The sequence below is a fragment of the Mucilaginibacter ximonensis genome (assembly GCF_042686265.1).
GTDB classification, from domain to species: domain Bacteria; phylum Bacteroidota; class Bacteroidia; order Sphingobacteriales; family Sphingobacteriaceae; genus Mucilaginibacter; species Mucilaginibacter ximonensis.
This window is the reverse complement of sequence record NZ_JBHUPD010000001.1, coordinates 1,594,334-1,618,998: the sequence shown is the minus strand read 5'-3', so window position 1 is coordinate 1,618,998 and position 24,665 is coordinate 1,594,334. Positions and strand designations below refer to the sequence as shown.

At 42.7% G+C, this 24,665-nt stretch carries 23 protein-coding genes; 14 read left to right on the top strand and 9 right to left on the bottom strand.

Annotated elements, in window-relative coordinates:
- The first annotated feature begins 92 nt into the window (after positions 1-92).
- From rpe to ACFS5N_RS07320, 4 genes are all read left to right on the top strand, one after another.
- Positions 93-743 (top strand): ribulose-phosphate 3-epimerase, encoded by a 651-nt coding sequence (gene rpe, locus ACFS5N_RS07335; RefSeq protein WP_377183743.1) that lies wholly within the window; start codon positions 93-95, stop codon positions 741-743.
- Between the two features lie 227 nt (positions 744-970).
- Complete coding sequence (gene serC, locus ACFS5N_RS07330) at positions 971-2,038, top strand: 3-phosphoserine/phosphohydroxythreonine transaminase (protein WP_377183741.1); 1,068 nt, start codon at positions 971-973, stop codon at positions 2,036-2,038.
- A gap of 88 nt (positions 2,039-2,126) precedes the next feature.
- Entirely contained in the window at positions 2,127-3,080 is a 954-nt protein-coding gene (locus ACFS5N_RS07325) for a D-2-hydroxyacid dehydrogenase (protein WP_377183739.1), read from the top strand.
- Positions 3,081-3,329: 249 nt separating this feature from the next.
- Positions 3,330-3,539: a hypothetical protein gene (locus ACFS5N_RS07320; RefSeq protein WP_377183737.1), complete on the top strand. Its 210-nt coding sequence runs from the start codon at positions 3,330-3,332 to the stop codon at positions 3,537-3,539.
- Positions 3,540-3,769: 230 nt separating this feature from the next.
- Here the strand turns inward: ACFS5N_RS07320 and ACFS5N_RS07315 are convergent, their stop codons facing one another.
- The 3 genes from ACFS5N_RS07315 to ACFS5N_RS07305 are packed head-to-tail and all read right to left on the bottom strand — an operon-like array spanning position 3,770 to position 6,474.
- A complete protein-coding gene (locus ACFS5N_RS07315) occupies positions 3,770-5,164 on the bottom strand; it encodes an MBL fold metallo-hydrolase (RefSeq protein WP_377183735.1) in 1,395 nt (464 codons plus the stop codon).
- The gene (locus ACFS5N_RS07310) at positions 5,165-5,692 is read right to left on the bottom strand and encodes a hypothetical protein (RefSeq protein WP_377183733.1); all 528 of its coding nucleotides are present in this window, start codon (positions 5,690-5,692) and stop codon (positions 5,165-5,167) included.
- Positions 5,689-6,474, bottom strand: a complete 786-nt coding sequence (locus ACFS5N_RS07305) for an SAM hydrolase/SAM-dependent halogenase family protein (RefSeq protein ID WP_377183731.1) — start codon at positions 6,472-6,474, stop codon at positions 5,689-5,691. The genes ACFS5N_RS07310 and ACFS5N_RS07305 overlap by 4 nt, the downstream gene beginning before the upstream one ends.
- Positions 6,475-6,577: 103 nt before the next feature.
- Here ACFS5N_RS07305 and ACFS5N_RS07300 point away from each other — a divergent pair, with 103 nt between their 5' ends.
- The 4 genes from ACFS5N_RS07300 (at position 6,578) to ACFS5N_RS07285 (ending at position 9,934) form a co-directional block, all read left to right on the top strand.
- The gene (locus ACFS5N_RS07300; protein WP_377183730.1) at positions 6,578-7,540 is read left to right on the top strand and encodes a PhoH family protein; all 963 of its coding nucleotides are present in this window, start codon (positions 6,578-6,580) and stop codon (positions 7,538-7,540) included.
- 90 nt (positions 7,541-7,630) lie between these two features.
- Positions 7,631-8,575 carry a phosphoribosylaminoimidazolesuccinocarboxamide synthase gene (locus tag ACFS5N_RS07295; RefSeq protein ID WP_377183729.1) on the top strand — a complete coding sequence of 315 codons (945 nt, stop codon included), beginning with the start codon at positions 7,631-7,633 and terminating at the stop codon, positions 8,573-8,575.
- A gap of 48 nt (positions 8,576-8,623) precedes the next feature.
- Positions 8,624-9,001 carry an STAS domain-containing protein gene (locus ACFS5N_RS07290; RefSeq protein WP_377183728.1) on the top strand — a complete coding sequence of 126 codons (378 nt, stop codon included), beginning with the start codon at positions 8,624-8,626 and terminating at the stop codon, positions 8,999-9,001.
- A gap of 21 nt (positions 9,002-9,022) precedes the next feature.
- Positions 9,023-9,934, top strand: a complete 912-nt coding sequence (locus ACFS5N_RS07285; RefSeq protein WP_377183727.1) for a ribonuclease Z — start codon at positions 9,023-9,025, stop codon at positions 9,932-9,934.
- A gap of 115 nt (positions 9,935-10,049) precedes the next feature.
- Here the strand turns inward: ACFS5N_RS07285 and ACFS5N_RS07280 are convergent, their stop codons facing one another.
- The 4 genes from ACFS5N_RS07280 to ACFS5N_RS07265 form a co-directional block, all read right to left on the bottom strand.
- Positions 10,050-10,394 (bottom strand): phosphoribosylpyrophosphate synthetase, encoded by a 345-nt coding sequence (locus tag ACFS5N_RS07280; protein ID WP_377183726.1) that lies wholly within the window; start codon positions 10,392-10,394, stop codon positions 10,050-10,052.
- A gap of 159 nt (positions 10,395-10,553) precedes the next feature.
- A complete protein-coding gene (locus tag ACFS5N_RS07275; RefSeq protein WP_377183725.1) occupies positions 10,554-12,068 on the bottom strand; it encodes a dihydrolipoamide acetyltransferase family protein in 1,515 nt (504 codons plus the stop codon).
- A gap of 43 nt (positions 12,069-12,111) precedes the next feature.
- The gene (locus ACFS5N_RS07270) at positions 12,112-13,359 is read right to left on the bottom strand and encodes a competence/damage-inducible protein A (protein ID WP_377183898.1); all 1,248 of its coding nucleotides are present in this window, start codon (positions 13,357-13,359) and stop codon (positions 12,112-12,114) included.
- Between the two features lies 1 nt (position 13,360).
- Entirely contained in the window at positions 13,361-16,216 is a 2,856-nt protein-coding gene (locus tag ACFS5N_RS07265; RefSeq protein WP_377183724.1) for a putative LPS assembly protein LptD, read from the bottom strand.
- A 51-nt stretch (positions 16,217-16,267) separates the two neighbouring features.
- On the opposite strand from ACFS5N_RS07265, the gene ACFS5N_RS07260 reads away from it, so the two are divergent.
- On the top strand, positions 16,268-17,185 hold the full coding sequence (locus ACFS5N_RS07260) for an N-acetylmuramoyl-L-alanine amidase family protein (protein ID WP_377183723.1): 918 nt from the start codon (positions 16,268-16,270) through the stop codon (positions 17,183-17,185).
- A gap of 132 nt (positions 17,186-17,317) precedes the next feature.
- Complete coding sequence (locus ACFS5N_RS07255) at positions 17,318-18,268, top strand: MlaD family protein (protein WP_377183722.1); 951 nt, start codon at positions 17,318-17,320, stop codon at positions 18,266-18,268.
- A gap of 1 nt (position 18,269) precedes the next feature.
- Here ACFS5N_RS07255 and ACFS5N_RS07250 read toward each other — a convergent pair whose 3' ends face one another.
- Positions 18,270-18,821: a hypothetical protein gene (locus tag ACFS5N_RS07250; protein WP_377183721.1), complete on the bottom strand. Its 552-nt coding sequence runs from the start codon at positions 18,819-18,821 to the stop codon at positions 18,270-18,272.
- Between the two features lie 126 nt (positions 18,822-18,947).
- Between ACFS5N_RS07250 and ACFS5N_RS07245 the strand changes: the two genes are divergently transcribed.
- From ACFS5N_RS07245 to guaB, 3 genes are all read left to right on the top strand, one after another.
- Positions 18,948-20,195 (top strand): M16 family metallopeptidase, encoded by a 1,248-nt coding sequence (locus tag ACFS5N_RS07245; RefSeq protein ID WP_377183720.1) that lies wholly within the window; start codon positions 18,948-18,950, stop codon positions 20,193-20,195.
- Positions 20,188-21,477, top strand: a complete 1,290-nt coding sequence (locus tag ACFS5N_RS07240; RefSeq protein WP_377183719.1) for a M16 family metallopeptidase — start codon at positions 20,188-20,190, stop codon at positions 21,475-21,477. Before ACFS5N_RS07245 ends, ACFS5N_RS07240 begins: the two co-directional genes overlap by 8 nt.
- A 188-nt stretch (positions 21,478-21,665) precedes the next feature.
- Positions 21,666-23,135, top strand: a complete 1,470-nt coding sequence (guaB, locus tag ACFS5N_RS07235) for an IMP dehydrogenase (protein ID WP_377183717.1) — start codon at positions 21,666-21,668, stop codon at positions 23,133-23,135.
- A gap of 77 nt (positions 23,136-23,212) precedes the next feature.
- On the opposite strand, the gene ACFS5N_RS07230 is transcribed toward guaB, so the two are convergent.
- A complete protein-coding gene (locus ACFS5N_RS07230) occupies positions 23,213-23,959 on the bottom strand; it encodes a hypothetical protein (RefSeq protein WP_377183715.1) in 747 nt (248 codons plus the stop codon).
- A 103-nt stretch (positions 23,960-24,062) separates the two neighbouring features.
- Here ACFS5N_RS07230 and ACFS5N_RS07225 point away from each other — a divergent pair, with 103 nt between their 5' ends.
- Complete coding sequence (locus ACFS5N_RS07225) at positions 24,063-24,647, top strand: LOG family protein (RefSeq protein WP_377183713.1); 585 nt, start codon at positions 24,063-24,065, stop codon at positions 24,645-24,647.
- Positions 24,648-24,665 lie beyond the last annotated feature (18 nt).

The window sequence follows — 24,665 nt, the reverse complement described above, 5'->3', positions numbered from 1 at the left end:
AACTTTCCAATGACTTAATGACTCAATGACCAAATGCAATGACGCGAAGCAAATGAAATAACTATATTTGCAGCACACTAATACAATCTGCAATGACGCACCTAGTATCCCCATCCATTTTATCGGCTGATTTTGGTAACCTGCAACGCGATATCGAAATGCTGAATGCCAGCGAGGCTGATTGGATACATGTGGATATTATGGATGGTGTATTTGTGCCTAACATATCATTTGGTTTCCCGGTGGCCGAGGTAGCTAAAAAACACGCTACCAAACCGCTTGATGTGCATTTAATGATTGTTGAGCCTGATCGTTATATCAAACGTTTTGCCGATGCCGGCGCTTATGGTTTAACCGTGCAGCTGGAGGCTTGCCCTAATTTGCATCGTACCGTCCAATTTATTAAAGAAGCAGGCTGCAGGGCCGGTGTAGCCATTAACCCGCACTCGCCGGTGGCTTTGCTGGATGATATCATAGCCGACCTGGATCTGGTATTGGTAATGTCTGTAAACCCGGGTTTCGGTGGTCAGCACTTTATTGAAAATACCTACAAAAAAGTATCAGAGACGCGCGACCTTGTTGCAAAACGCAACTCAAAAGCCCTGATTGAGGTTGACGGCGGCGTGGATAAAAGCAACGCCGGTAAACTTTATACTGCGGGCGCTAATGTTCTGGTTGCGGGCAGTTCGGTATTTGCTTCGGGCAATCCTTCTGCCATGATTTCAACGCTAAAACACGCTTAATATATTACAGCGGTAATAGCGCAAACATTTTATTACAATCGTAATAAACATAGGGCTGCCATTTAAAATTCTTTAAACAAAGCGCTTTTAAAGCAATAATTATTAAATATTTGTATTTTTTAAAATAAATGCAAATAAAACCTTCCTATTTTGTCAAATTGACTACCTTTGCGGCAACAAAATACAAAGTTCTTAATTTGTATGGGCAACAACCAATTTAATAACATATGAAACACAATTTTGGTGCCGGACCGGGCATCTTACCTCATGAAGTTTTAAAGCAAGCTGCCGAGGCAGTTGTTGATCTTAATGGAATCGGGCTATCTCTGTTAGAGATCTCGCACCGTTCGGCAGAGTTTGAGGCTGTGCTTGACGAAGCTGTTAAGTTAGTTAAAGAATTGTTAGAAGTTCCGGAAGGTTATTCGGTATTGTTTTTACAAGGCGGTGCAAGCACTCAGTTTGCCATGGTGCCTCAAAACCTTTTACCTTCAACCGGAAAAGCTGCTTACCTTGATTCGGGTGTGTGGGCTAGCAAGGCTTTAAAAGAAGCTAAATACTTTGGTGAGGTAGATGTTATTGCCACATCAAAAGAGAGCAACTATACCTATATTCCTAAAGATTATACTATACCAACTGATGCGGCATATTTCCACATCACGTCAAATAATACCATTTATGGTACCCAGTTGCACGAATTCCCTAAATCGCCAATCCCGATGGTGGCCGATATGTCATCAGACATATTTAGCCGCAAATTCAACGTTGCCGATTTTGGTTTGATCTATGCCGGTGCTCAGAAAAATATGGGCCCTGCCGGTACTACCCTGGTTATTGTTAAAGACGAGATATTGGGTAAGGTTGACCGTAAGATCCCTTCAATGTACAACTATCAAACGCAAATTGAAGGCGGATCAATGTATAACACGCCGCCGGTATTTGCTATCTACGTTTCAATGTTGACCCTGCGTTGGTTAAAATCAAAAGGTGGTGTTGAAGCTATTGCGCAGGAAAATAAAGCAAAATCAAAAGCGCTGTATACAGAGATTGACCGTAACCCGTTGTTTAAACCGGTTTGCGCTGTTGAAGACCGTTCAGACATGAACGTTTGCTTTGTAATGGAAAACCCTGAACACGAAAAGCCTTTCCTGAAACTATGCGACGAAAGAGGCATAGTAGGGGTGAAGGGCCACAGAAGTGTGGGTGGTTTCCGCGCATCAATTTACAACGCATTGCCAATCACCAGCGTACACGCGCTTATTGACGTAATGCAGGAGTTTCAAGAGAAAAATAAATAGTTTAAAACGTCATTAGGTCATTAAGTCATTCGGTCATTTTTTGTGATCATAATGACTTAATGACCAAATGACTCAATGACATAAAACAATGATCAAAATATTAGCTAACGATGGGATTGATCCTATCGGTAAAAAAATGTTAGAGGAAGCCGGTTTTGAGGTGGATACTAACAATATTCCGCAGGATGAACTGCCTGCTAAACTGAATGCTTACGATGCTATTACTGTGCGCAGTGCTACCAAGGTACGTGCGGCCCTGATTGATGCCTGCCCTAATTTGAAACTGATTGGCCGTGGCGGCGTTGGTGTGGATAATATTGATGTTGATTACGCAAAAGAAAAAGGCATAGGTGTTTACAATACTCCGGCCTCTTCGTCTTTATCAGTAGCCGAATTGGTGTTTGCCCAACTGTTTACCGGTGTACGTTTCCTGCATGATAGTAACCGTAAAATGCCGGTTGAAGGTGCAACTAACTTTAACGGTTTAAAGAAGGCTTATGCCAAAGGTATTGAGCTGCGTGGCAAAACTTTGGGTATTGTTGGTTTTGGCCGTATCGGTCGCGAGGTAGCTAAAATTGCTATTGGCGTTGGTATGGACGTGCTGGCGTATGACCTGTTTGATTTTAACCCGGAGGTTGAGATTGTACTGGGATCAGGTGGTACAAAAGTTAACGTGAGCGTTAAAAAAACAACTTTGGATGAGATCATTACCACTGCTGATTTCATCACTTTGCATACACCGTTTATCGATAAGGCCCTGCTCGGTGCCGAAGAATTGGCTAAAACTAAAAAAGGTGTTCAGTTGATCAACGCATCCCGTGGTGGTTTGATCGACGAACTGGCTTTGATCGATGCCCTGAACAGCGGCCAGGTATCATACGCAGCTTTGGACGTGTTTGATAACGAACCCAACCCGCGCCAGGAGATCCTGTCACACCCGAAAATCTCGTTAACGCCGCACATCGGCGCTGCAACCAACGAAGCCCAGGAGCGTATTGGTGTTGAACTGGCCAATTTAATTATCGGTCATTTTAAAAAATAAGAGATTATACTCACAATAGTTGGAAAGGCGCGGTAAGCGCCTTTTTTGTTTGTATTCCCATTAATAGTTGTCATTTCGACCAACGGGAGAAATCTATACATGCGGTAATAAATCTATTAATCCGTGTATAGATTTCTCGCTATCGCTCGAAATGACAGCTGAATTGAGATGTGTATGTTATCCCGATTTTGTAACTTCCAATAACTTTATCGCTCTAATAACAAACCATCTTAAAGAAACTTAAACACCATGGGATTATTCACTGCCGACGAACCAAAATCGTACGAAATTGATAATAAGCAATTGATTTGCATGTTTTGCAATAACCGGACCTTTCATACACGGACAGAGCAATTGCATTCGCCCGGACGCACATTTTTAAACCTGGAATGGACTGACAGAACCGCTACCTGTTTTGTTTGCGCCAGTTGCGGTTATATGCATTGGTTTATGCGGTAATAATGTAATTTATCTTTTGTGGTGTTTCACCAAAAGGTGTTTCACTCTTTTTAGGAATATTTGGTAAATTGTATTTAAATAACTGAAATACAGCGTATTAATGTAATTAAGCTAAAGCTTTAGTACTGTTTCAAAGTGTTTCACTGCATTTAGTTAAATGTTTAATTATTAGCAAGTTAGACAAAAATGGTGTTTCAAAGTGTTTCATATTTTTTGAAACACTAATTACATTACAATGTGTAGCTAACGCCCTTCTCTGGTATGGTAACTTTATAGCCCTCGTTCCCGAGACTTTCAGCTAAAGCCTGCATACTGCTATCCTCGCCATGTACCAGGAAAGTATGTTTTAATTTAACTTTATCCTGCGAACGCACATTGTTCATCAAATCATCATGGTCGCCGTGAGCGCTCAAAACATCGGTTTGTTTGATGGTGGCATAAACGGCCAGGTCGCGGTCTTTGATGTGCACTATCGAGTCGCCGCGCAATAGCCGGTAACCCAGTGTACCTTTGGCGCAATAGCCTATGAATAGGATGGTGCAGTAAAAGTTCTGAATGTTGTAAAACAGGTGATCCTGTATGCGGCCACCCTCCAGCATCCCCGCAGAGGAGATAATGATGCAAGGCTCATAATAGTTGGATACCTGGCGGCTATCCTGCAGGGTTTCCACATAGGTAAGGTTATCAAACTCAAACTCGTCGCCCTTTTGCTTATAAAAATCCTGAGCTTCTGCATTTACCAGGTGATGGTGTTTGCGGAAAATCTCGGTAGCCCGGGTAGCCATGGGGCTATCAACAAACACCTTAACCGGCGGCAACAGGCCGCTGCTGAAAATCTTATTCAACGAGTAAACCAGCGACTGGGTTCGCCCGATACTAAACGCCGGAATGATCAGGCGTCCCTGCTCTTTTACGCAACATTTGTCTATAATCTCTATCAGGGTATCTTGTACAGTCTTGTCTTTAGTATGCATCCGCCCGCCATAGGTAGATTCTGTAACCAGGAAGTCAACCGCAGGCAATACTTGCGGGTCGTCCAACACTGGATAGTTCTTGCGGCCAATATCGCCGGTAAAAGCTATGGTTTTTTCTTCGCCGTGATCATTGATCTTAAACACAGCTGCCCCGGCGCCGAGCAAATGCCCGACAGGTACAAAAGTAAGTTCGATATCGCCCGTAATCCGAAAAGGTTTGTTAAACCCAATGGTTACAAAGCGGTCCATAGCATCCATTACGTGCTTTTGCAGGTATAACGGCTGCAAGTTGGTGCCAAACTTGCCCTTTCCTTTGTGCTTGCGGCTTTTTTCAGCTTTATTAGTAAAAATGCTTACCGAGTCAAGCAGTAAGAGCTCGGTCAGGTCGGCAGTAGGTGGGGTGCAAAGAATTTGCCCTTCATAACCCAGGCGAACCAATGTGGGTATGTTACCAGAGTGATCGATATGTGCATGTGTTAACACCACCACATCAATGCTGGCAGGGTCAAACGGAAAGTCTTCGTTAGATTGTATACTGCGATCCTTTTCGTAATCAAGTCCGCAATCTATCAGTATTTTATAGGTGCCAACTTCAAGCAAGTGCATGCTGCCGGTTACCTGGCGCGCTGCACCGTGTATGGTTAAATTCATTTAAGCGTTATTCTCCTTGCGGCGTATCTGGTTTCTCAGCAGGAACAGGATGATGATCACCAGAATAAAAACAATGATCTTAAAGTTAAGCGACTCTTTATCTATCAACTTTGTATAATCGTCGTTTTGTTTTTTGAGTTTTACTATTTGATCTTGCAGACGGCTAATGGTATACATTGATTCAGTAGCCGTTTGTTCGGTTTCTTTAGAGCGATCCTGAGCTTCGCTTTGCTGGAAAGCGCGATAATCAAGTAATACTTTTAATTCGCGGTAAATATCATTGTCGGTTTTAACAATATCCATCAAAATGTCATTGCTCCGGCGAATGTCTTTTTTGGTTTGCAGCCCGAAAATGCCGGTATGTTGACTTAAGCTTTGATCATATTGCCCAAATTTTCTACTACGGCTGGCTAGCATAGCATTAATCTTGGCACGCTGACGCTGATAGGCAATTGAATCAGCCTTGAACTGTGCCGACGCACAGGTGCATAAAAAACACAGTAAATAAAATGATATTAATTTTTTCATCTACGATAATCAAAGTCAATAATAACGCTGTCGCCTAAGTTAAGCCCCAGCAATCCGCTGGCGTTTCCTTTATTGATGGCAATCTCCAAATGATCGCTAATACCAAACAAACACAGTTTTTCGCCTTCGGGCACTTCGCTGTAATGCCAGCTCAGGTGATTGATAGTCTCGTTACGTTTAAAGTAAAGCGTAAATTGCCTGCCCTGTTGTACTTTATTAAAAAACTCTTTGGTAATATTAGTAATAACATTTTGAAAAGAGTCTATATAAATTACAGAACCTTTGATTACGTTTTTCTCGATCACGGGCTGCAAATTCATTTTTTGTTCAACACCGCTTGTTGGTAAACCAATCTCTTCCAGTTTTTTTCCCTGCGCCAAATGGCACGCCGCTTTCACAAAAATATCAGCCAGGGGGAAATGCAGAAACTTCAGATCCTGCATAATGTTGATCTCCACAATCTCCTGAGGTTCCTGGTTAAACATCAGCGAAAAGATACCATTATCTGAACCTACAAAGTAATGGTTATTATACTTAAGAGCCAGATATTTGGTGTCGTCGCTGTATACGGTATCTATACCAATCAGGTGCACCGTTCCGTCAGGAAAATAGTGAAAACTATTTTTTAAAATGAAAGCCGCTTGTTGTACATTGTAGGCAGGTACACTATTGGTAATATCAACAATATTAACAGTTGGCAATAGCTTTAAGATGCTTCCTTTAAGGGCAGCCTGATAAATGTCTTTATCGCCCAAATCAGTAGTTAAAGTTATTATTGCCATTAATTATTTAAATATTTATTGCTAATCTTGTACAAGCGTTAGACGCTGCAAATATTCAATTTTTAATTCATAAAAATCAGTAATAATATAATCAAAATTACTCTTGAACGAACTCAAATTATCAATCGAGAATATAAATCCGGCAGTTTTGTGGGGGCCTAATAACGATCATTTCGAGATCATCAAAAAACAATATCCTAAACTTAAAATAGTTGCCCGCGGCAGCGAGGTAAAGGTGTTGGGCGATGAGCGTGAACTGGTTGTTTTTGAAGAAAAGTTCAAGCATCTGATCGAGCACGTCGAGAAATACGAAAATATCAGCATTCAGGACCTGGAGCGGATTCTGGGTTCAAAAGTTGATACTTCCGCGCCTGCTGCTGACGCGTCTGCCGACAAGTTTGCCAGTGGTGAGGTTATTGTTTTTGGCCCTAATGGCGTAATGGTTAAGGCTCGTACAGCTAACCAGCGAAAAATGGTAGAGAGTATTGCCAAAAGCGATATTTTGTTTGCCATTGGCCCCGCAGGTACGGGTAAAACCTATACAGCGGTGGCACTTGCTGTTCGCGCACTAAAAAATAAGGAGATCAAACGCATTATATTAACCCGTCCGGCTGTTGAGGCCGGCGAAAATCTGGGCTTTTTGCCGGGCGACCTGAAAGAAAAGATCGACCCTTATCTGCGCCCGTTATATGATGCGCTGGATGATATGATCCCGGCAGAAAAACTGAAGGTTTACCTGGAAAATAGGACTATAGAAATAGCTCCGCTGGCTTTTATGCGCGGCCGTACGCTTGATAACTGTTTTGTGATTTTAGATGAGGCGCAGAACGCTACCGATATGCAATTGAAGATGTTCCTGACCCGTATGGGGCCATCGGCAAAATTTATTGTCACCGGTGACGTTACGCAGATAGATCTACCCAAAAAACAACAGTCAGGTTTGCATACTGCCTTGCGCATCCTTACCGATATTAAGGGTATAGACATAGTTTACCTGAGCGGTGAGGACGTTGTACGCCATAAATTAGTAAGAAAGATATTAGCCGCTTACGGGGATATACAATAATAGTTATTAGAGGTTGAAGATTAGAGATTAGTTATTAGCAAATCGCTAGCCAACTAATCTTTAATCTTTATTCTTCAATCTTCAACCACCATGAATGCAATAAAAGAAACCAATTTTAATTTTCCTGGCCAAACCAGTTTTTATAAGGGGAAGGTGAGGGATGTTTATACGATCAACAATCAATACCTGGTAATGGTAGTGAGCGACAGAATCTCTGCTTTTGATGTGGTATTGCCTGAAGCTATACCTTTTAAAGGCCAGGTGCTTAATCAAATTGCCGCCAAGTTTTTAGAAGCTACGTCTGATATTGTACCAAACTGGGTGGTAAGTGTGCCCGATCCAAGCGTAACCATTGGTCGTATTTGCGAACCTTTTAAGGTGGAGATGGTAATACGGGGATATTTAGCCGGTCATGCTGCGCGCGAGTATGCTGCCGGGAAGCGCCAGGTTTGTGGCGTGGTTTTACCTGAAGGATTAAGCGAAAATGATAAACTGCCTGAACCTATCATTACCCCAACCACCAAAGCAGCGGTAGGGCATGATGAGGATATTTCAAGAGAAGATATTTTAGCACAAGGTATTGTATCGCCGGAAGATTATGAGCTGCTGGAAAAATATACCCGGGCGTTATTCGCACGCGGAACCGAGATTGCTGCCGAACGGGGTTTGATTTTGGTGGATACCAAATATGAGTTTGGCAAAATAGGCGACCAGATCTATCTTATTGATGAGATTCATACCCCGGATTCATCGCGCTATTTTTATAGCGAAGGTTATCACGAGCGTCAGGTAGAAGGCGAGCCACAAAAACAGCTTTCAAAAGAGTTTGTGCGTAAATGGTTAATAGAAAATGGTTTTCAGGGAAAAGACGGACAAACCGTACCTGAAATGACGCCCCAGAAAGTAGAAGAAATTTCAGAACGTTACATAGAGCTTTACGAACAAATAACCGGCGAAAAGTTTGTTAAACCGAACGCAGATAATGTTTTGGATAGGGTAGAGATGGCTATAAAAAACGCGTTAACCACGTTGTAATATATTCCTGAATATTGTATATATTAGCAGTTACAAATTATTAATGAAATGAAGTTTACAGTAGACAAACACGAGAAATATATATTACTTAAGCTCAACGAGTCTAAGTTAAACTCTTTGATCACGCCGCAATTAAAATCTGAGTTGATTCTGATCAACACTGAAGGTCAGCGTAACATTATCCTTGATCTTTCCCAGGTTAAATTTGCGGATTCATCCGGTTTAAGCAGTTTGTTAGTTGGTCACCGTTTATGTAAAAACGCAACCGGTTCTTTCATACTTACGGGATTAAACGACGCGGTTTCTCGCCTTGTAACCATTTCGCAGTTAGAAACCGTTTTGACTATTGTTCCTACAACCGAAGAGGCAATTGACCTGATCTTTATGGAGGAAATAGAAAAAGAATTAAAAAAAGAAGCAAGATAGTACCTTAGTTGTTTACCTGATATGAGATTTGAGGTAACAATTTTAGGCAGTAGCTCTGCTACCCCCATCTATAACAGAAACCCCACTTCGCAGGTGCTTAATATCAATGAGCGCCTGTATTTGGTTGATTGCGGCGAAGGCACACAACAACAAATGCTTCGCTTTGATATCAGGGGCAGCCGCATTGATCATATATTCATCAGCCATCTTCATGGCGACCATTATTTAGGACTTATTGGTTTTCTTTCGTCATTGCATTTAAACGGGCGTAAAAAGTCGCTGAAGCTGTTTGGCCCGCCGCATTTGATGGAGATTATCGAGCTGCAGTTTAAGTACTCTGAAACTATTCTACAATACGAAATACTCTTTTATCCGACCAATCCTAAATCGCCAAACCTTATATTAGAAAACGATGATGTAATGGTTGAAACTATTCCACTTGATCATCGTATCGATTGCACCGGTTTTATATTCAGGGAGAAGAAACGCCTGCGTAAGCTGATTAAAGAAGAGGTTGAACGCATAGGCGTACCGGTTGAATATTTTACTGCTTTAAAAAAGGGAAAGGACTATACCGATAATCAAGGTAAGGTATACCCCAATGATACGCTAACCATCGATTCGGCCGAACCGCGTGCGTATGCCTATTGCTCTGATACCAAATACAACGAATCATATTTTGCGCAAATCAAAAATGCAGATTTGCTGTACCATGAAGCAACTTTCATGCACAATATGCTTGACCGTGCCAATGAAACCCATCATACTACGGCCTTACAGGCTGCCGAAATTGCCATCAAAGTAAATGCGAAGAAGTTGTTAATCGGGCACTTTTCGGCCCGCTATAAAACACTTGACGAATTGCTGGCCGAAGCGCAAAGTGTGTTCCCGGACACGGCTTTGGCTATTGAGGGCAGAACGTTTTTGATATAAGGGGGTTACCTAGATATGTCATTTCGAATGTACAGAAATCTATACACATGCTCAGCAAATGTTAATACCTATGTATAGATTTCTCTGTACGTTCGAAATGACAATTTTATAAATACTAAGCCTGCGGCCTGTCACTGCTATGCAAATTATGGCTCACCATATAATGATGCAGCTTTGCCTCAATTGCCGACGAACTGTCATTGGCATAGGTGCCGTAAGCGTTTACTATAATGCCTTTCAGATTATATTTGGGCGAGCTTACCGCATAAACTATGGACATATCTGCCGGATTGCTTGGACCTTCAAAACGGTAAAATTCATCGATCGAAAAATCATCAGCGGTCATGTGTATATTTTGCGACTTATCGTCAACAGTATCGCCTTCCATGCTTAGGTTAGCGGTATATCCTCTTTTCATTAAATCGTTAGTGGCGTCCACTAAGGTTTCATAGTTTTCCATGGTTAATGTAGTTTAAGTAAGCGATAGTGCCTTGACTACCTCAAATATTAAACCACAAACAGCGGAAGCTTGTTTGATTTTTTCGGGAAGAATTTGATTGAGTCCAGAATCTTAGTCAGAATTCAAAATGGCTTTGAACTCAAGACTCTGAACTCGAACTTATACCTGTCTTTCGCCGTCCCAGTTTTCAAGGTAATGGCTGATACGGCTTAAGAATGACCCGCCCAGCGCGCCGTCAACCACACGATGATCGTAGGATAACGACATCATCATCATGTGCCTGATGGCAATAACATCGCCTTGAGGCGTCTCAATAACAGCAGGCTTTTTCTTAATGGTGCCTACCGCCAAAATCGCAACCTGCGGCTGGTTAATGATTGGTGTACCTGAAAGGTTATTAAATGCACCTACGTTGGTTATTGTGAAAGTTCCGTCTTTGACATCGTCAGGCTGCAACTTACCCGTGCGGGCTTTACCGGCCAGGCTATTTACTGCTTTAGTTAAGCCAAGCAGGTTTAACTCTTCGGCTTTTTTAATAACAGGAACAATAAGGTTTCCATTTGGCAATGCAGTAGCCATACTGATGTTGATCGAAGCTTTTTTGATGATTTGTGTACCATTAACTGATATGTTGATCATCGGGAAGTCTTTGATGGCTTTTACTACCGCCTCAATGAATATAGGAGTGAAGGTGATCTTCTCGCCTTCGCGTTTTTCAAAACTGTTTTTAATTTTTTCGCGCCATAATACCAGGCCGGTTACATCAGCCTCCACAAACGAAGTTACGTGTGGTGATGTATGCTTGCTCATAACCATATGGTCGGCAATAAGGCGGCGCATACGGTCCATTTCAATAATTTCGTCGCTGCCGCTTGCAGTAAGTGTGCGGGCGTGTTCAATTTTAGTCTGCCCCGGTTTGGCTGCTTCTTGTCTTGCCGCAGCCGGTGCAGTTTCTGGTGCAGAAGCGGCCTGCGGCGAAGGCGCCGAATGGGTTCTGTTTTGATAAACGGGTTGAGCAGGTGCCTGCGTTTGAGAAGCAGAAGCTGCTGCTGGTGTTGCTACGCGGTTTTTTACGTAAGCCAGCAGGTCGTCTTTTGTTAAACGGCCATCTGAACCGCTGCCCGGTATACTGTCTAATTCGGCCTGGCTAATGTTTTCCTGCTGCGCGATGTGCTTTACTAACGGCGAATAAAATCGGGCAGAACCTGCTTGTGGTTGCGCTGGCGGCGCTGTTTGTAACCTTGAAGCTAATTGATCAGCACCCGGTATTTCCTGCGACTGTGGGGCCGGGGCAGGTGTAGATGCATAGCTTGTTTGCGGTGCAGGGGCTGGCGGTGGTGTATATTGCTGAGCCGGAGCCTGTGTTGCCGCAGGCTGCGGTGCAGGTGGTTGCACTGATGCCGCTGCCGGTGTTGATTCTTCTTTTTCGGGCTGGTCAGTCTCAATAATTGCTATAACAGAGCCCACCTGTACCACATCATTTTCTTTATAACGTTGTTCAACCAGCCGGCCGCTAACCGGCGACGGTACTTCTGAGTCAACTTTATCGGTGGCAATTTCCATTACCGCATCGTCGGCTTCTATGTAATCTCCTGGATTTTTTATCCATTTAATCACCGTTGCTTCTGCAACACTCTCACCCATCTTTGGCAATAACAGCTGATATTTAGCCATACGTATAATATAGTTCTTTGGTCAAAATTAGAAAATCTGTTGCTTACTTTTCAACATCCTTAAGTAAAGTATTCAACATAAATAATGCCGCTGTGGCGCTTCTTTCGATGTTTTGCAGCCGCTTGCTGCCAAATGTGAATTTCTTTCGCACAGTTTTTTGTGCCGATGCTGCAGCTATCCAAACCGTACCTACCGGCTTATCGGGCGTCCCGCCCTCGGGCCCCGCAATACCGGTCACTGCAATGGCAAAATCCGACTTGAAATTACGCAGCGCGCCTTCTACCATCTCTACAACCGTTTCTTCACTCACCGCTCCAAATTTCTCCAAAGTTGCCTTTTTAACACCGAGTATGCTTTCTTTTAACTCGTACGAATAAGAAACCGCGCCACCAAAAAATACTTTCGACGATCCGGGGTGCTGTGTAAATAAATGCGAGATATAACCACCTGTGCAGCTTTCAGCTACCGATAGTGTAAGGCCGCGCCCGGCCATAAAATCCAATATCGCCTTTTCGAGCGCGACGTCTTCTTCGGCCCCTACGTTTTCGCCTACACGCTCAACAATCAGTGCGGCGTATTGTTCAATTTCGTCGCGCAGTTGTTGTTCGTTTTCACCCTCGCCGGATAATCTTAGCCGCACCTGGCCCAATTTGGGCAGGTATGCCAGTTTAATATGCCGTGGCAGCGAATCTTCAATGTCAGCAATGCGTGTAGCCAGAAATGATTCGCCTTCGCCTACAGTTAATATTGTTTTATGGACGATAGCAGGCAGTTTGAATAAGGTTTTAATTTTCGGAATCACTTCCTCTTCCATCATGTACATCATTTCAAAAGGTACGCCGGGCATGGATACATAGATCTTTTCGCCGGTGTTAAACCACATTCCCGGCGCAGTGCCGTTATGGTTTAAAATTACCTCGCAGTTTGATGGAACCAATGCCTGTGCTTTGTTAATATCAAGCATAGGGCGGTTATATTTGGCAAAGATGCGCATCACGTTATCCAACGCTTCCTGGTTTTCAACCAGGCCGACGCCAAAATATTCGGCAAGTGTATTCTTGGTAATATCGTCTTTGGTGGGGCCAAGGCCGCCGGTGATGAAGATAAGATCAGCGCGTTCGCTGGCTTCTTTAAGCGCTTTGAGTATATGCTGTTTACCGTCAGATACGGATGATATCTGTTTTACGCGGATGCCTGTATTGTTTAACTGCTGGGCCATCCAGGCAGAGTTAGTATCGACAATCTGACCTATCAAAATCTCATCGCCTATGGTTATGATCTCTGCAAGCATTTTAGTAGTTATTGAAGTTAGCATTGCTGGTATAATCGCTGCGCTTGCTTAGCTTTAAGGCCTGCAAGATGTCTGATTTTACTTTTAATGTAACGTTGTACGATTTATAGAAGCCGAAAGGCAGCCAGTTAATGGATAAGTCCCAACAATGCAGGTCGCGATAGATAGCAAATGACGTGGCGCTACTTAACTGTTTGGCTTGCAAGTCATAGTTGGTATTAAACTGTATTTTCCACTTGGGCGTTAGGCTGAAGTCGCCGCTTAACATCACGGTATTGACGTGTTGTGAGCTGGTATAAGCATCCCCATAAGTAAAACTGTAGTTTATTGACAAGTTCCAGGGGATATTAAAATCGACATAAGCAGACGGGTCGCTATTTAATAAGGCTAAGCTTTGCCGTTGCGCTTCCGTAGTGTTATTGAGCGTATTGGGCAGGTTTGGATTAAATTGCCCGGCCATCATATTGTTATTATTAACAGCCGAGGGGTGAAATGCCGCTGGGTTTAACGTACCGCTAATTGAAAGGTTGAAGTTAGTTAATCTGGGTATTTTGCCGTCTAACCAGGTATAGCGGTTAAACTTGCGTGCGTAAGCAAATACCCGCCCGCTGGCTACGGTATCATAAACTTTGGTAACATAGGGGTCGAATGATCCCGAGAAACTCACATTAACTTTATCGCCAAAGAAACCGGTATGGCCGGATAAGGCAATGGGTTGTAATTTAAATGAGTCGGCAGCAAAGTTATAGAAAGTTGAAAATGCTAAACTTTGCAAAAGCTGCACCTTCTTGTCTGTTTGCGAAGTATCCGTGCTTTTTGCCCTGAATTTTGCTTCTATGTTATTGTCAATACTGAAATTTAAACCCGCTTGTGTGCCGCCGCCCGGATACCCGATTGAGGAGTTGGAAAAAATAGAATAACGTTGCGATACAACCGGATAGGGTACGGTGGCATTGCTTACGATAATGCGGTTGTAAGATCTTTCTAAACTGGAATAATCCGGCGAATAACTAAATGCAATGTTAGGTGTAATTACGTGGCGTATGGCCTTAAGCCTGCTATTTTTAAAGTTAAAAGTACCGTATATTTTGGTTGATAAACCGGTGCTTACATTATAATTGCCTGCGCGTTTAAAGCCGGGAATGGTATCGGTAGCCAATGAGTCGGCCCGGGCGTAATGTTTGTAAATTGACTGAAAATACCAGCGTTCGGTATAGTTGGTATTGATGTTAAACTGGAAATATTTAAATACGTTAAGACTCAAGCCAACCGGTATTTGATGCTGAATGCCATTTTGCATGCGCTTGGTAAGCGTTTCGCTTTTAAATAACTGCGATTCAGGAACGTTGGTTAGGGTATTGGTGGCAGTCATGTTATAAGCCAACGTGATTTTTTGATACCATTTTGGCACATCAACCTGATCTTTCGAGGCGAACGGATTGATACTTGACATACTGAAATTAATGTTAGGCAAGGTCAACGATACCGTTTTATTAGTTAGATCCTGGCTATGGTCAATGCTGGTAGTTAAGTTAAAAGGAGTACCGGCCCACGTTCTGGAGTATGATATACTTGAACGTAAATTGTTTTGCGTTAGCTGTTGCAGGTTGTATCCGGTAGATGCCGGGTTGTTTTGATAAAAGCTTGAGGTACCCGCGTTCACCGACGCGCTAAACGTACTACCCGGACTGGCATTTGGATTTTGTGAGTGCTGCCAGTTTATATGAAAGTCTTTGTGCGGCGGGTCGCCGGCCAAACCGTAGTTATGCGAGCTGTAAGCCAGTGTAAGATTACCGTTGTATTTATAACGGTTCATGTAATTAAGCGCACTGCTTACTTCGTATGATCCATTTGAATAGTATGTACCCAGGTTGGTCAAGTCGGCATAATCGCTTAAAGCCAGGTAATAACCAAAATCGCGCAAGAAAAAGCCCAGCGTAGCATCCTCGCCAAACGTTGGCAGCATAATACCCGACGACCGGGTGTTTGGTTTAGGAAAGAATCCGAACGGTATACCGATAGGGATAGGAACGCCCTCAATTTCCAGGTAAGCAGGGCCCGATATAATGCGCTTTTGCTCGCCGATACCTTTCGTAATCACGATACCATAATCAGGTGTCTCACCTCTTGAGGGCTTGTCGCAGGCGCTGAATATAACGTTATGATAAGCTACCTCATCCTCATTAAGTCGCTTTGCTTCACCATGCGAAATATAATTGCCGTCCTGTTCGGTATATGGGTTATATATCTTTCCTATTTTGGTTGCGTAGTTAAACAACAGCGAGTCTGATGTAACCGGCGACTCCTTACCCTGTTTTGATATCGGGCGGCCAATATAACGGCCCTTTTTGTCATGCATGCCACTGGCAAAAATCAAGTGGTTTTTACGGTCAATTCGTATATACTCAGCGTCTAGTTCAAAGTCGCCATAAGTTACGCGGGCGTTACCTATACGGTAGCTTATTTGCGTTTTTATATCATTATAGCTTGAGTCGGCTATCTCTTTAATATCGCTATCAAGGTTGGAGCCTTTCTTGGTTGTGTCTTCTAAAGGGATACGCCGTTTTGTAGTATCGTTAGACAAAACGAGCTTCCCCGAAGGGCTGCGCTTTTTTGAAGTGTCTTTTTTGATAGTATCGCCCGCAATAATTCCGGGTACGGTGTCGTTTTTTGCCTTATACGTTCTCTTAGTTTTTTTTAACTTAGCAGTTATTCTAGGAAATTTATCTGTTGAGTCAAGTTGTATAATAGTATCTGCAGTCGATCTGAATCTGATAGCCCGGCCTTTATGAGCAAACGCAATCAGGTTTACTATTAATATAAGTGCAAATAGAAAAGATAAGTTGACGAATTTCAATTTAATTATGAATAGTATTTTTGCAGATATAGTTAACAGCGTTCAAAAATAATGAAAAATAAAGCATTGAAAAGATTGATTTTTGGAATATTGGCATTACCCGTTTGCTTTTCGTTATTTTCTTTTACATTACCTCAACCAGTAAAAAAAGATACCCTTGTAAATAGCGGCTTCAAATTTAAAACCGTTATTATTGATCCCGGGCACGGTGGTAAACCTACCGGTACCGGCCATTTCTCTCATGGAGCAAATGGCTCTTTCTCTACTGAAAGAGGTGTAACGCTGGCAATCGGCCTAAAATTGCAGGCCGCGATAGAAAAAGAATTGCCGGGCGTAAAAGGAGTACTTACCCGTACCAATGAAGACGACGTTTCGTGGGAGCGGAGGTCTGAAATAGCTAACGATAATAAAGGCGATTTATTTATTTCACTTCATTGTAACTCGCTTGCCGACAGAGTAGTGCGGGAGGCTGTGGGGCGTAAACATGGTAAAACAATCTATAAAACTGTGCGCGAGCCAAACAGATCTGGCAAAGGCGTGCTGGTATTGGTTTATGGCACCTGGCGCGGACGCGAGGAGGAACGGGCAATCAGTAAAAGCCAGTTGGCGGAAGGCGAGGAAGGAGAAGGGGCAGAAATGAACGCCGGATTGGATCCGAATGATCCGGAGTCCATTATCCTTATCAATCAATACAAAAGCAAATTCAGGCAACGCAGTATACATTTTGCTACTTTGGTAAATGATGAATTTACTCAAACTGATGGGCGGCCTAGCGAAGGTATACGCGAACAGGGCGTATTGGTATTGTGTCACAGCGCTATGCCATCTGTGCTTATTGAAACCGGTTATATTAATAATCCGGACGATGAAGAGTACCTGAATTCTGAAACCGGGCAGAACGAAATAGTGGCTACTATTATACGCGCGCTTAAGAATTATAAGGCCGATGTAGAACAAGTGGCCAGATAATTGGTTATAGTGGTGTGAATCCAGATAGCTATCGGGATTAATGTGAGATTGATGAGACGGAGGAGTGGGAAAAAATAAATAGCTTCACACCCGGAAAATTTAATCTCCAAACTAACATCACAATTCTACTATATGAAAATATCAAACGAAACCAAAATAGGCGCACTTACCGTTATTGTCGTTGCGGTACTTATATTAGGTTATAGCTTTTTAAAGGGTAATGACGTATTCTCGGGTTCTAATAAATTTTATGCTGTATATGGCAGTGTTGACGGTTTAACCGTTTCGAAACCGGTACTGGTAAATGGTTTCCAAATAGGCCACGTATCAAAAATGCAATTGCGGGGCGATGGTAAAACCACTGTCGAGTTCAAAATCAAATCAGAATATAATGTGCCGGTTAATACTTTAGCCAAATTGGTAAGTACCGATTTGTTGGGTAGCAAAGCCATAGTTTTTTTGCTGGGTGACAGCAAACAGCTGGCCGAAAACAAAGATACCCTGCGCGCTGACATTCAGGGTACTTTGGCTGAAAGCTTGCAGCCTATACAAACTAAGGCCGAAAACCTGATGACAAAGCTTGACTCGTCACTGGCAGCTATAAATGCTATATTGAACCCAAATTTTCAAAAAAACGTGGATCGTAGTTTTGCCAGCATTGCTAACTCACTGCAAACGCTGGAAGGTACGACTAAGAAGATTGACGCCCTGGTTGGTTCGCAAACCGGACATATCAATGGTATATTAAGCAATGCCGAAATGGTTTCTGCCAATTTAAAGGTTACTACGGCCGGCTTAAATAATGTTACTAATAATTTCCAGAAATTCAGCGGCGATCTTGCTAATGGCCACATTTCTCAAACCTTAGATAACGCCAATAAAGCGGTAGCCGATTTGCAACAAACATTAGCTAACGTAAACAGTAGCAAGGGGTCTTTAGGTTTGTTATTGCATAACGATTCGCTGTACAGAAACTTACAGGCAGCGTCTGATAATTTGAATCTGCTATTCATCGATCTGAAAGCTAACCCAAAACGTTACGTTCATTTTTCGGTATTTGGCGGCGGGAATAAAAAAGACTGATTTAATTTAAGCCCTTCAGTAATTTCTTACCGCGGCTTTGTATAGCTGCCGATCCATCGCGCATTAAGAATTCAAGCTGATTGTGTAGTTCGTCTTTGATCCAGTCGTGCTGTTGGCGCAAGTTGAACAACGCTTCGGCAGCAAAAGATTTTACGGCAACTTTAATTTCAGGATCTATCAGCCAATCGAAAAGTAATTCAATAATCGGTTCTATATCTAATTCCGCCAATCGCTCTTTGGTTATTTTTGATGCCTTTGGCGATGTGGCATGCATCACTATTTTAGCGTAATGCCTGCTTACCCCTGGCCATTTTATGGAATGCATAGCAGTCAACATGTCCTGCAAATAATCAACATATAGTTCTGGATTGTACAAATACAGGTTTTCCAGTATCCAGGCTGCTCTGAATGCTATGGCTTCGTCTTGGTGATGGGTTATTTGAATCAGGTCGCGCAGATCGAATTGCTCTTTCCGCAATATGGCGCCCAACTCAAGCACTTTCAGCTTGCCAAAGGTTTCTTTAATACGTTCAATAAGTTTTTGCTGATCCATTAGCGGCAGATGTCTTGCAATATTACGATGGTCATATCACCTTAACTTCAAATTCTTAAAATTACATACTAAGCATCTAAAAAATTATACATTTGTTCACTTCAATTTAATAACAACTACTTATACATGGTTAAATTCAACCGTTTTATACTGGACAACGGCCTGCGCGTTATTGTTCATGAAGATAATACCACCCCAATGGCTGTAGTCAATATTTTATATGATGTTGGGTCGCGCGACGAAAATCCTGAACAAACCGGCTTTGCTCACCTATTTGAGCATTTAATGTTCGGTGGGTCAGTAAATATTCCAAACTATGACGGCCCGCTGCAAAAAGTAGGAGGCGAAAATAACGCATTCACCAGTAACGATATCACCAATTATTATATCACCCTTCCATCAGCCAACCTGGAGACTGCCTTCTGGCTGGAAAGCGACCGTATGTTAAGCCTGGCTTTTAGCGAGAAAAGTTTGGAGGTACAACGCAATGTGGTGATTGAAGAGTTTAAGCAGCGTTATTTGAACCAGCCTTATGGTGACGTTTGGCTGCGTTTGCGCCCGATGGTGTTTAAAAAGCACCCCTACCGCTGGGATACGATTGGCAAAAGTATTGAACACATAGCCGATGCGAAGATAGAGGATGTTAAAGCATTCTTTAAAAAACATTACAACCCGCAAAATGCCATTATGGTTGTGGGCGGCGACGTTAAGACTGAACAAGTAAAAGAACTTGCCGAAAAATGGTTTGCCCCGATACCAGCAGGCGAGAAATATGTACGTAACTTAACCCAGGAGGATGACCAGCACGAAGAGCGTAGAGATACTATAACCGCTAAAGTACCGGTTAACGATATCTATATAGCCTTGCAAATGCCGGGACGCAGAGAGAAAGAGTTTTATGCTATTGAGTTGATTTCAGACATCTTGTCGCGTGGTAATTCGTCGAGATTATACCGCACACTGGTTAAAGATAAACAACTATTTAGCGAGATACATGCTTATGTATTCGGTAGTTTGGATAAAGGTATGTTCGTGCTGGAAGGAAAGCCCAATGCAGGCGTTTCCATAGAAGAGGCTGAGGCCGCAATCTGGTCCGAGGTTGAAAAACTAACTCAAGATGAGGTATCGTTGGAAGAGCTAGCTAAAGTGCAGAACAAAACTGAGTCAACAATGATCTTTTCAGAAATGGCTTTGTTGGATAAAGCAATGAACCTAGCTTATTTTGAACTGCTTGGTGATGCTGAGATGTTTAACCAGGAGACAGAAAAGTTTCTTGCAGTAACACCTGCCGGCATCAAGGCAGAGGCAATCAAGTTGTTTAGAAAAGATAACTCATCTACATTAATTTATTTGGCGGAGGAAACCAATGAGTAATATATTAGATAGAACCATAGCCCCTGAATTTAAAGGTGTTGAACATATAAACTTACTGAGGCCCGAAAAAAGTGAGTTGCCAAACGGCTGCAAATTGTTTGTGCTTAACTCAGGCGGCCAGGAATTGGTGCGTATTGAATGGATATTCAATAACCTGCGTTTTGATCCGGCTAAACCTTTGTTAAATAACGCGGTTAATACCATGCTGACAGATGGTACCGAAACCCTGACTGCCGCCCAGATAGCAGACCGGATAGACTTTTATGGAGCATTTCTTTCCGTCGATTACGGTTTTGAGCAGTCGCAGGTTACATTGTACTCGCTAACTAAACACCTCGGTAAAACTTTACCGGTAGTGAAGGATATCCTAATTAATTCGATTTTTCCTCAGAAAGAGCTGGATACTTATATCCGCAATCAACAGCAAAAACTACAGGTAAATCTGAAAAAGAATGATATAGTTGCGCGTCGCACGTTCAATAAAGCCTTATATGGCGATACTATTTACGGTTTAAATGCTGAAGTTGAAACCTATAACACCGTTAAACGCGAAGATTTGCTAACGCATTACCAACAAATGTATCAGCCTTCAAACTGTACGTTGGTTATTGCCGGTAAAGTTGACTCATCATCTATAGACTTGTTAAAAAATATTTTCGGAACTGAGTGGGAAAGCCAGTCGTTAACAGCGAACACGTCGCAGCCCGCGCTAAAGCCGGCTATAGAGAAGTTTTATTTTCTGGAACGGCCCGAGGCCCTGCAATCGGCCATACGCATTGGCACACCCTTTATTAATCGTCAGCACCCTGATTTTCCGGCAGTACAGGTTTTAAATACGGTGCTGGGTGGCTATTTCGGTTCACGATTGATGAATAACATCCGTGAGGATAAAGGCTATACATATGGCATTGGTGCGGGTATTGTTTCTTACCGTCAGGGTGGCGCCATGTTTATTGCTACCGAGGTGGGAGCGGATGTCTGTAAAGCCGCTGTCGGAGAAATCGAAAAAGAAATTAACCGCCTCAAAACAGAACTAATACCCGAAGACGAGCTGAGCCTGGTGCGCAACTATATGATGGGTTCATTGCTTGGAAGTTTGGAAAACGTATTCTCGCACGCCGACAAGTTCAAGAATCTTTATTTCTCAGGTATGGATTATGATTATTATGACCGCTATACTGAAATCGTTAAAAACGTAACTGCTGGCGAGCTCCTTAGATTAGCCAAAGAATATTATGATTTTGATAGCTTTTATAAGGTGATAGTGGGAAAATACGAATAAATTGCGGATGTCGGAATTTCGATTTCGGATTTAAGGAAACTAGTCAAATCCGAAATCGAACATCCGGGGTCCGATATTACAACATCATCATTTTGTAAATCTTAAGCAATTCCGAAATCCTGCTTCCGAAATCCGAAATAAAATCTTAGCTTTGCCCGGCAAATAATACCTCCAAATAATTATTTGCTATGTTGTCAGACCCATCAAAATTTGTCGGAGAAGGTTTAACCTACGACGACGTACTATTACTCCCGGCTTATTCAGAAGTTTTACCACGCGATGTAAACACTTCATCTTTTTTAACCAAAAAGATCAAGTTGAACATTCCGTTGGTATCTGCCGCAATGGACACCGTTACCGAGTCAAAAATGGCTATTGCTATTGCACAGGCCGGCGGATTGGGCATGCTGCATAAAAACATGAGCATCGAGCGCCAGGCCGAGCAAGTGCGCAAAGTTAAACGCTCAGAAAGCGGTATGATCCAGGACCCGGTTACGCTGCACGAAGCTTCAACTGTCGCCGATGCGGTAAAGATCATGCGCGAATTTAAAATTGGCGGTATCCCTGTAGTTGACGAGGCTAACAAGTTGAAAGGAATTATTACCAATCGCGACCTGCGTTTCCAGAAGGATATGAGCAAACCGGTGCAGGAGGTTATGACCAAAGCCGACCTCATCACAGCCCCACAGGGCACTACCTTATCGCAGGCTGAAGAAATTTTGCAACAGTACAAAATCGAAAAACTGCCGGTTGTTGACGACAAAGGCATACTGATAGGTCTGATTACTTTCAAAGACATCCAGAAATTTAAAAACTTCCCTAACGCTTGTAAAGACGAGCATGGCCGACTTAGAGTAGGTGCTGCCGTTGGCGTTACCGCCGATACCATGGAGCGCGTTGACGCATTGGTAAAAGCCGGTGTCGATGTTATTGCTATAGATACAGCTCATGGCCACTCAAAGGGTGTTATTGATAAATTAAAAGAAGTAAAAGCAAAATATCCCGGCCTGCAGGTTATTGCAGGTAACGTAGCCACCGGCGACGGTGCTTTGGCCCTGGCACAAGCCGGTGCCGATGGCGTTAAAGTTGGTATCGGTCCGGGTTCAATTTGCACTACCCGTATCATTGCAGGTGTCGGCGTTCCGCAGTTATATGCGGTATATGAATGCGCCAAAGCACTTAAAGGTACCGGAGTACCGGTAATAGCCGATGGTGGCATCAAACACACCGGCGACATTGCCAAAGCTATAGCAGCCGGTGCAGGCACCATTATGGCAGGCTCACTGTTTGCCGGCGTTGAAGAATCACCAGGCGAAAGTATTATTTATGAGGGGCGTCGTTTCAAATCATATCGTGGTATGGGCTCAATCGAGGCGATGGAGCAAGGCTCAAAGGATCGCTATTTCCAGGATGTTGAAGATGATATCAAGAAATTGGTACCCGAAGGTATTGTAGGCCGTGTGCCATATAAAGGCACCCTGGCCGAGGTAGTTTACCAGTTTGTTGGCGGTTTACGCGCTAGTATGGGTTACTGTGGTGCTAAAAATATAGAAGCCCTGCAGGAAGCTAAATTTGTGCGAATCACTGCTTCAGGTATCCGCGAATCGCACCCACACGATATTACGATTACTAAAGAAGCACCTAACTATACGCGCTAATAGCGGTTATGTTAAAAACAAAAAAGCTTGAGGTCATAAATCTCAAGCTTTTTTGTTTACTGCTGATCCTCAATAAATTATTTGCTCGACAAATTGCCTTTAGGTAACAAGCTTTCAGATGTGATAATTTTAAGCGCCTGATCTTGACTAAAGCCTTCTGTAATTAGTGCTTCATAATATTTATGTGTCGCTTTGGCTATTTCTTTAATTTTATTGTCGTCTTGATAAAAGCTTAATTGGGCGTCCATTACCGCTTTTATCATTGTTCCGAACATAGGAGCCATAGCGTTAAACATATTGTTTTCGGCCGGATTGCCGCCAAATACAACACTGTTATTGCCTGGAATCGGCGGCGGTGGGGTTAGTACCACATCGGTAATCACTTTCCCCGTTTGGCTTTTTTCAAGATGTACACCGTAAAAGTTAAAGTAGTTGCTGTTATCCGGTCCGGCACGTTCTATAATGTCAATGGTTTTTGCGTCGGCGGGTATCTTGTTGAAGAAGACGGTGAAGACCAGATCGTCTCCGGCTTTTTTTAACGTCGTTTTTTCGGGCGAAAATGTAATGCCTGTTGCTTTAACAAAATCATAATGTTTGTTGTCGACATCAGTTTGTATAAAAATTTCTTTATTGATATCGGCCCAGGAGTCATCAGCTGGCGCAGTATATTTCAGTGTTACCGCTGTAAAATGCTCGCCGGTAGCAATTTTGGTGATGGTGGCACTTCCGTTTTCAGATTTTTCAACAAAGGGGTTTTCAATGGTTTGTGCCGAAGACCTTAAAGTTAAGATCGCCAGCGATAAAATAAGCAGACTCTTTTTCATTTGTGATAAAGGATTGATAGGATTAAATATAAGGCACAAAAGTTATATCTGCTTAATTGATATCGATATTTATTAAAGTAATTTTTAAGGGTATCTTTAGGCCATGAAATCTATCTGCGTATTCTGCGGTGCCAACTACAACGGCAATTCTGTTTTGAAAGAAGCTGTCGAATTACTGGCCGAAGTAATGGTAAATAAAAACATTACGCTGGTATATGGCGGTGGCAAAGTAGGCGTGATGGGCTTAATAGCCGATGCAGTTTTGAGTCGTGGTGGTAAGGCTGTGGGCGTGATACCCGGCTTTTTGATGGATAAGGAGGTTGGCCATACCGGATTAACCGAAATGCACATTGTTGAAACCATGCACCAACGCAAGCAAATGATGAATGATTTGAGCGACGGTATCATCATGCTGCCCGGAGGCTTCGGAACTTTAGAAGAGTTTTTTGAAGTATTAACCTGGTTGCAGCTCGGTTTGCACCAGCATCCAGTAGGCGTTTTAAATGTTGATGGCTTTTATGATAATTTACTAAAGCAAATGGACGTAATGGTTGAGCAACGTTTTCTGAAACCTGTAAATCGTCAACTAGTCATTACTTCGGGCGATGCTATAGAATTGGTTGAACTGATGGAACACGCAAAAATTGAACCTGACGAAGTGTGGTTCAAAAACAGAAATTTATCCTGAAAATTATATTGATTATTG

Bases quoted from the DNA above. Each gene is read 5' to 3' on its own strand.
- ACFS5N_RS07245 (WP_377183720.1), top strand. From the start codon at position 18,948: ATGGTTAAATTCAACCGTTTTATACTGGACAACGGCCTGCGCGTTATT.
- ACFS5N_RS07325 (WP_377183739.1), top strand. From the start codon at position 2,127: ATGATCAAAATATTAGCTAACGATGGGATTGATCCTATCGGTAAAAAA.
- ACFS5N_RS07225 (WP_377183713.1), top strand. From the start codon at position 24,063: ATGAAATCTATCTGCGTATTCTGCGGTGCCAACTACAACGGCAATTCT.
- guaB (WP_377183717.1), top strand. From the start codon at position 21,666: ATGTTGTCAGACCCATCAAAATTTGTCGGAGAAGGTTTAACCTACGAC.
- serC (WP_377183741.1), top strand. From the start codon at position 971: ATGAAACACAATTTTGGTGCCGGACCGGGCATCTTACCTCATGAAGTT.
- ACFS5N_RS07285 (WP_377183727.1), top strand. From the start codon at position 9,023: ATGAGATTTGAGGTAACAATTTTAGGCAGTAGCTCTGCTACCCCCATC.
- ACFS5N_RS07270 (WP_377183898.1), bottom strand. From the start codon at position 13,359: ATGCTTGCAGAGATCATAACCATAGGCGATGAGATTTTGATAGGTCAG.
- ACFS5N_RS07255 (WP_377183722.1), top strand. From the start codon at position 17,318: ATGAAAATATCAAACGAAACCAAAATAGGCGCACTTACCGTTATTGTC.
- ACFS5N_RS07280 (WP_377183726.1), bottom strand. From the start codon at position 10,394: ATGGAAAACTATGAAACCTTAGTGGACGCCACTAACGATTTAATGAAA.
- ACFS5N_RS07240 (WP_377183719.1), top strand. From the start codon at position 20,188: ATGAGTAATATATTAGATAGAACCATAGCCCCTGAATTTAAAGGTGTT.
- ACFS5N_RS07315 (WP_377183735.1), bottom strand. From the start codon at position 5,164: ATGAATTTAACCATACACGGTGCAGCGCGCCAGGTAACCGGCAGCATG.
- ACFS5N_RS07230 (WP_377183715.1), bottom strand. From the start codon at position 23,959: ATGAAAAAGAGTCTGCTTATTTTATCGCTGGCGATCTTAACTTTAAGG.
- rpe (WP_377183743.1), top strand. From the start codon at position 93: ATGACGCACCTAGTATCCCCATCCATTTTATCGGCTGATTTTGGTAAC.
- ACFS5N_RS07290 (WP_377183728.1), top strand. From the start codon at position 8,624: ATGAAGTTTACAGTAGACAAACACGAGAAATATATATTACTTAAGCTC.
- ACFS5N_RS07310 (WP_377183733.1), bottom strand. From the start codon at position 5,692: ATGAAAAAATTAATATCATTTTATTTACTGTGTTTTTTATGCACCTGT.
- ACFS5N_RS07250 (WP_377183721.1), bottom strand. From the start codon at position 18,821: ATGGATCAGCAAAAACTTATTGAACGTATTAAAGAAACCTTTGGCAAG.
- ACFS5N_RS07260 (WP_377183723.1), top strand. From the start codon at position 16,268: ATGAAAAATAAAGCATTGAAAAGATTGATTTTTGGAATATTGGCATTA.
- ACFS5N_RS07320 (WP_377183737.1), top strand. From the start codon at position 3,330: ATGGGATTATTCACTGCCGACGAACCAAAATCGTACGAAATTGATAAT.
- ACFS5N_RS07295 (WP_377183729.1), top strand. From the start codon at position 7,631: ATGAATGCAATAAAAGAAACCAATTTTAATTTTCCTGGCCAAACCAGT.
- ACFS5N_RS07275 (WP_377183725.1), bottom strand. From the start codon at position 12,068: ATGGCTAAATATCAGCTGTTATTGCCAAAGATGGGTGAGAGTGTTGCA.
- ACFS5N_RS07305 (WP_377183731.1), bottom strand. From the start codon at position 6,474: ATGGCAATAATAACTTTAACTACTGATTTGGGCGATAAAGACATTTAT.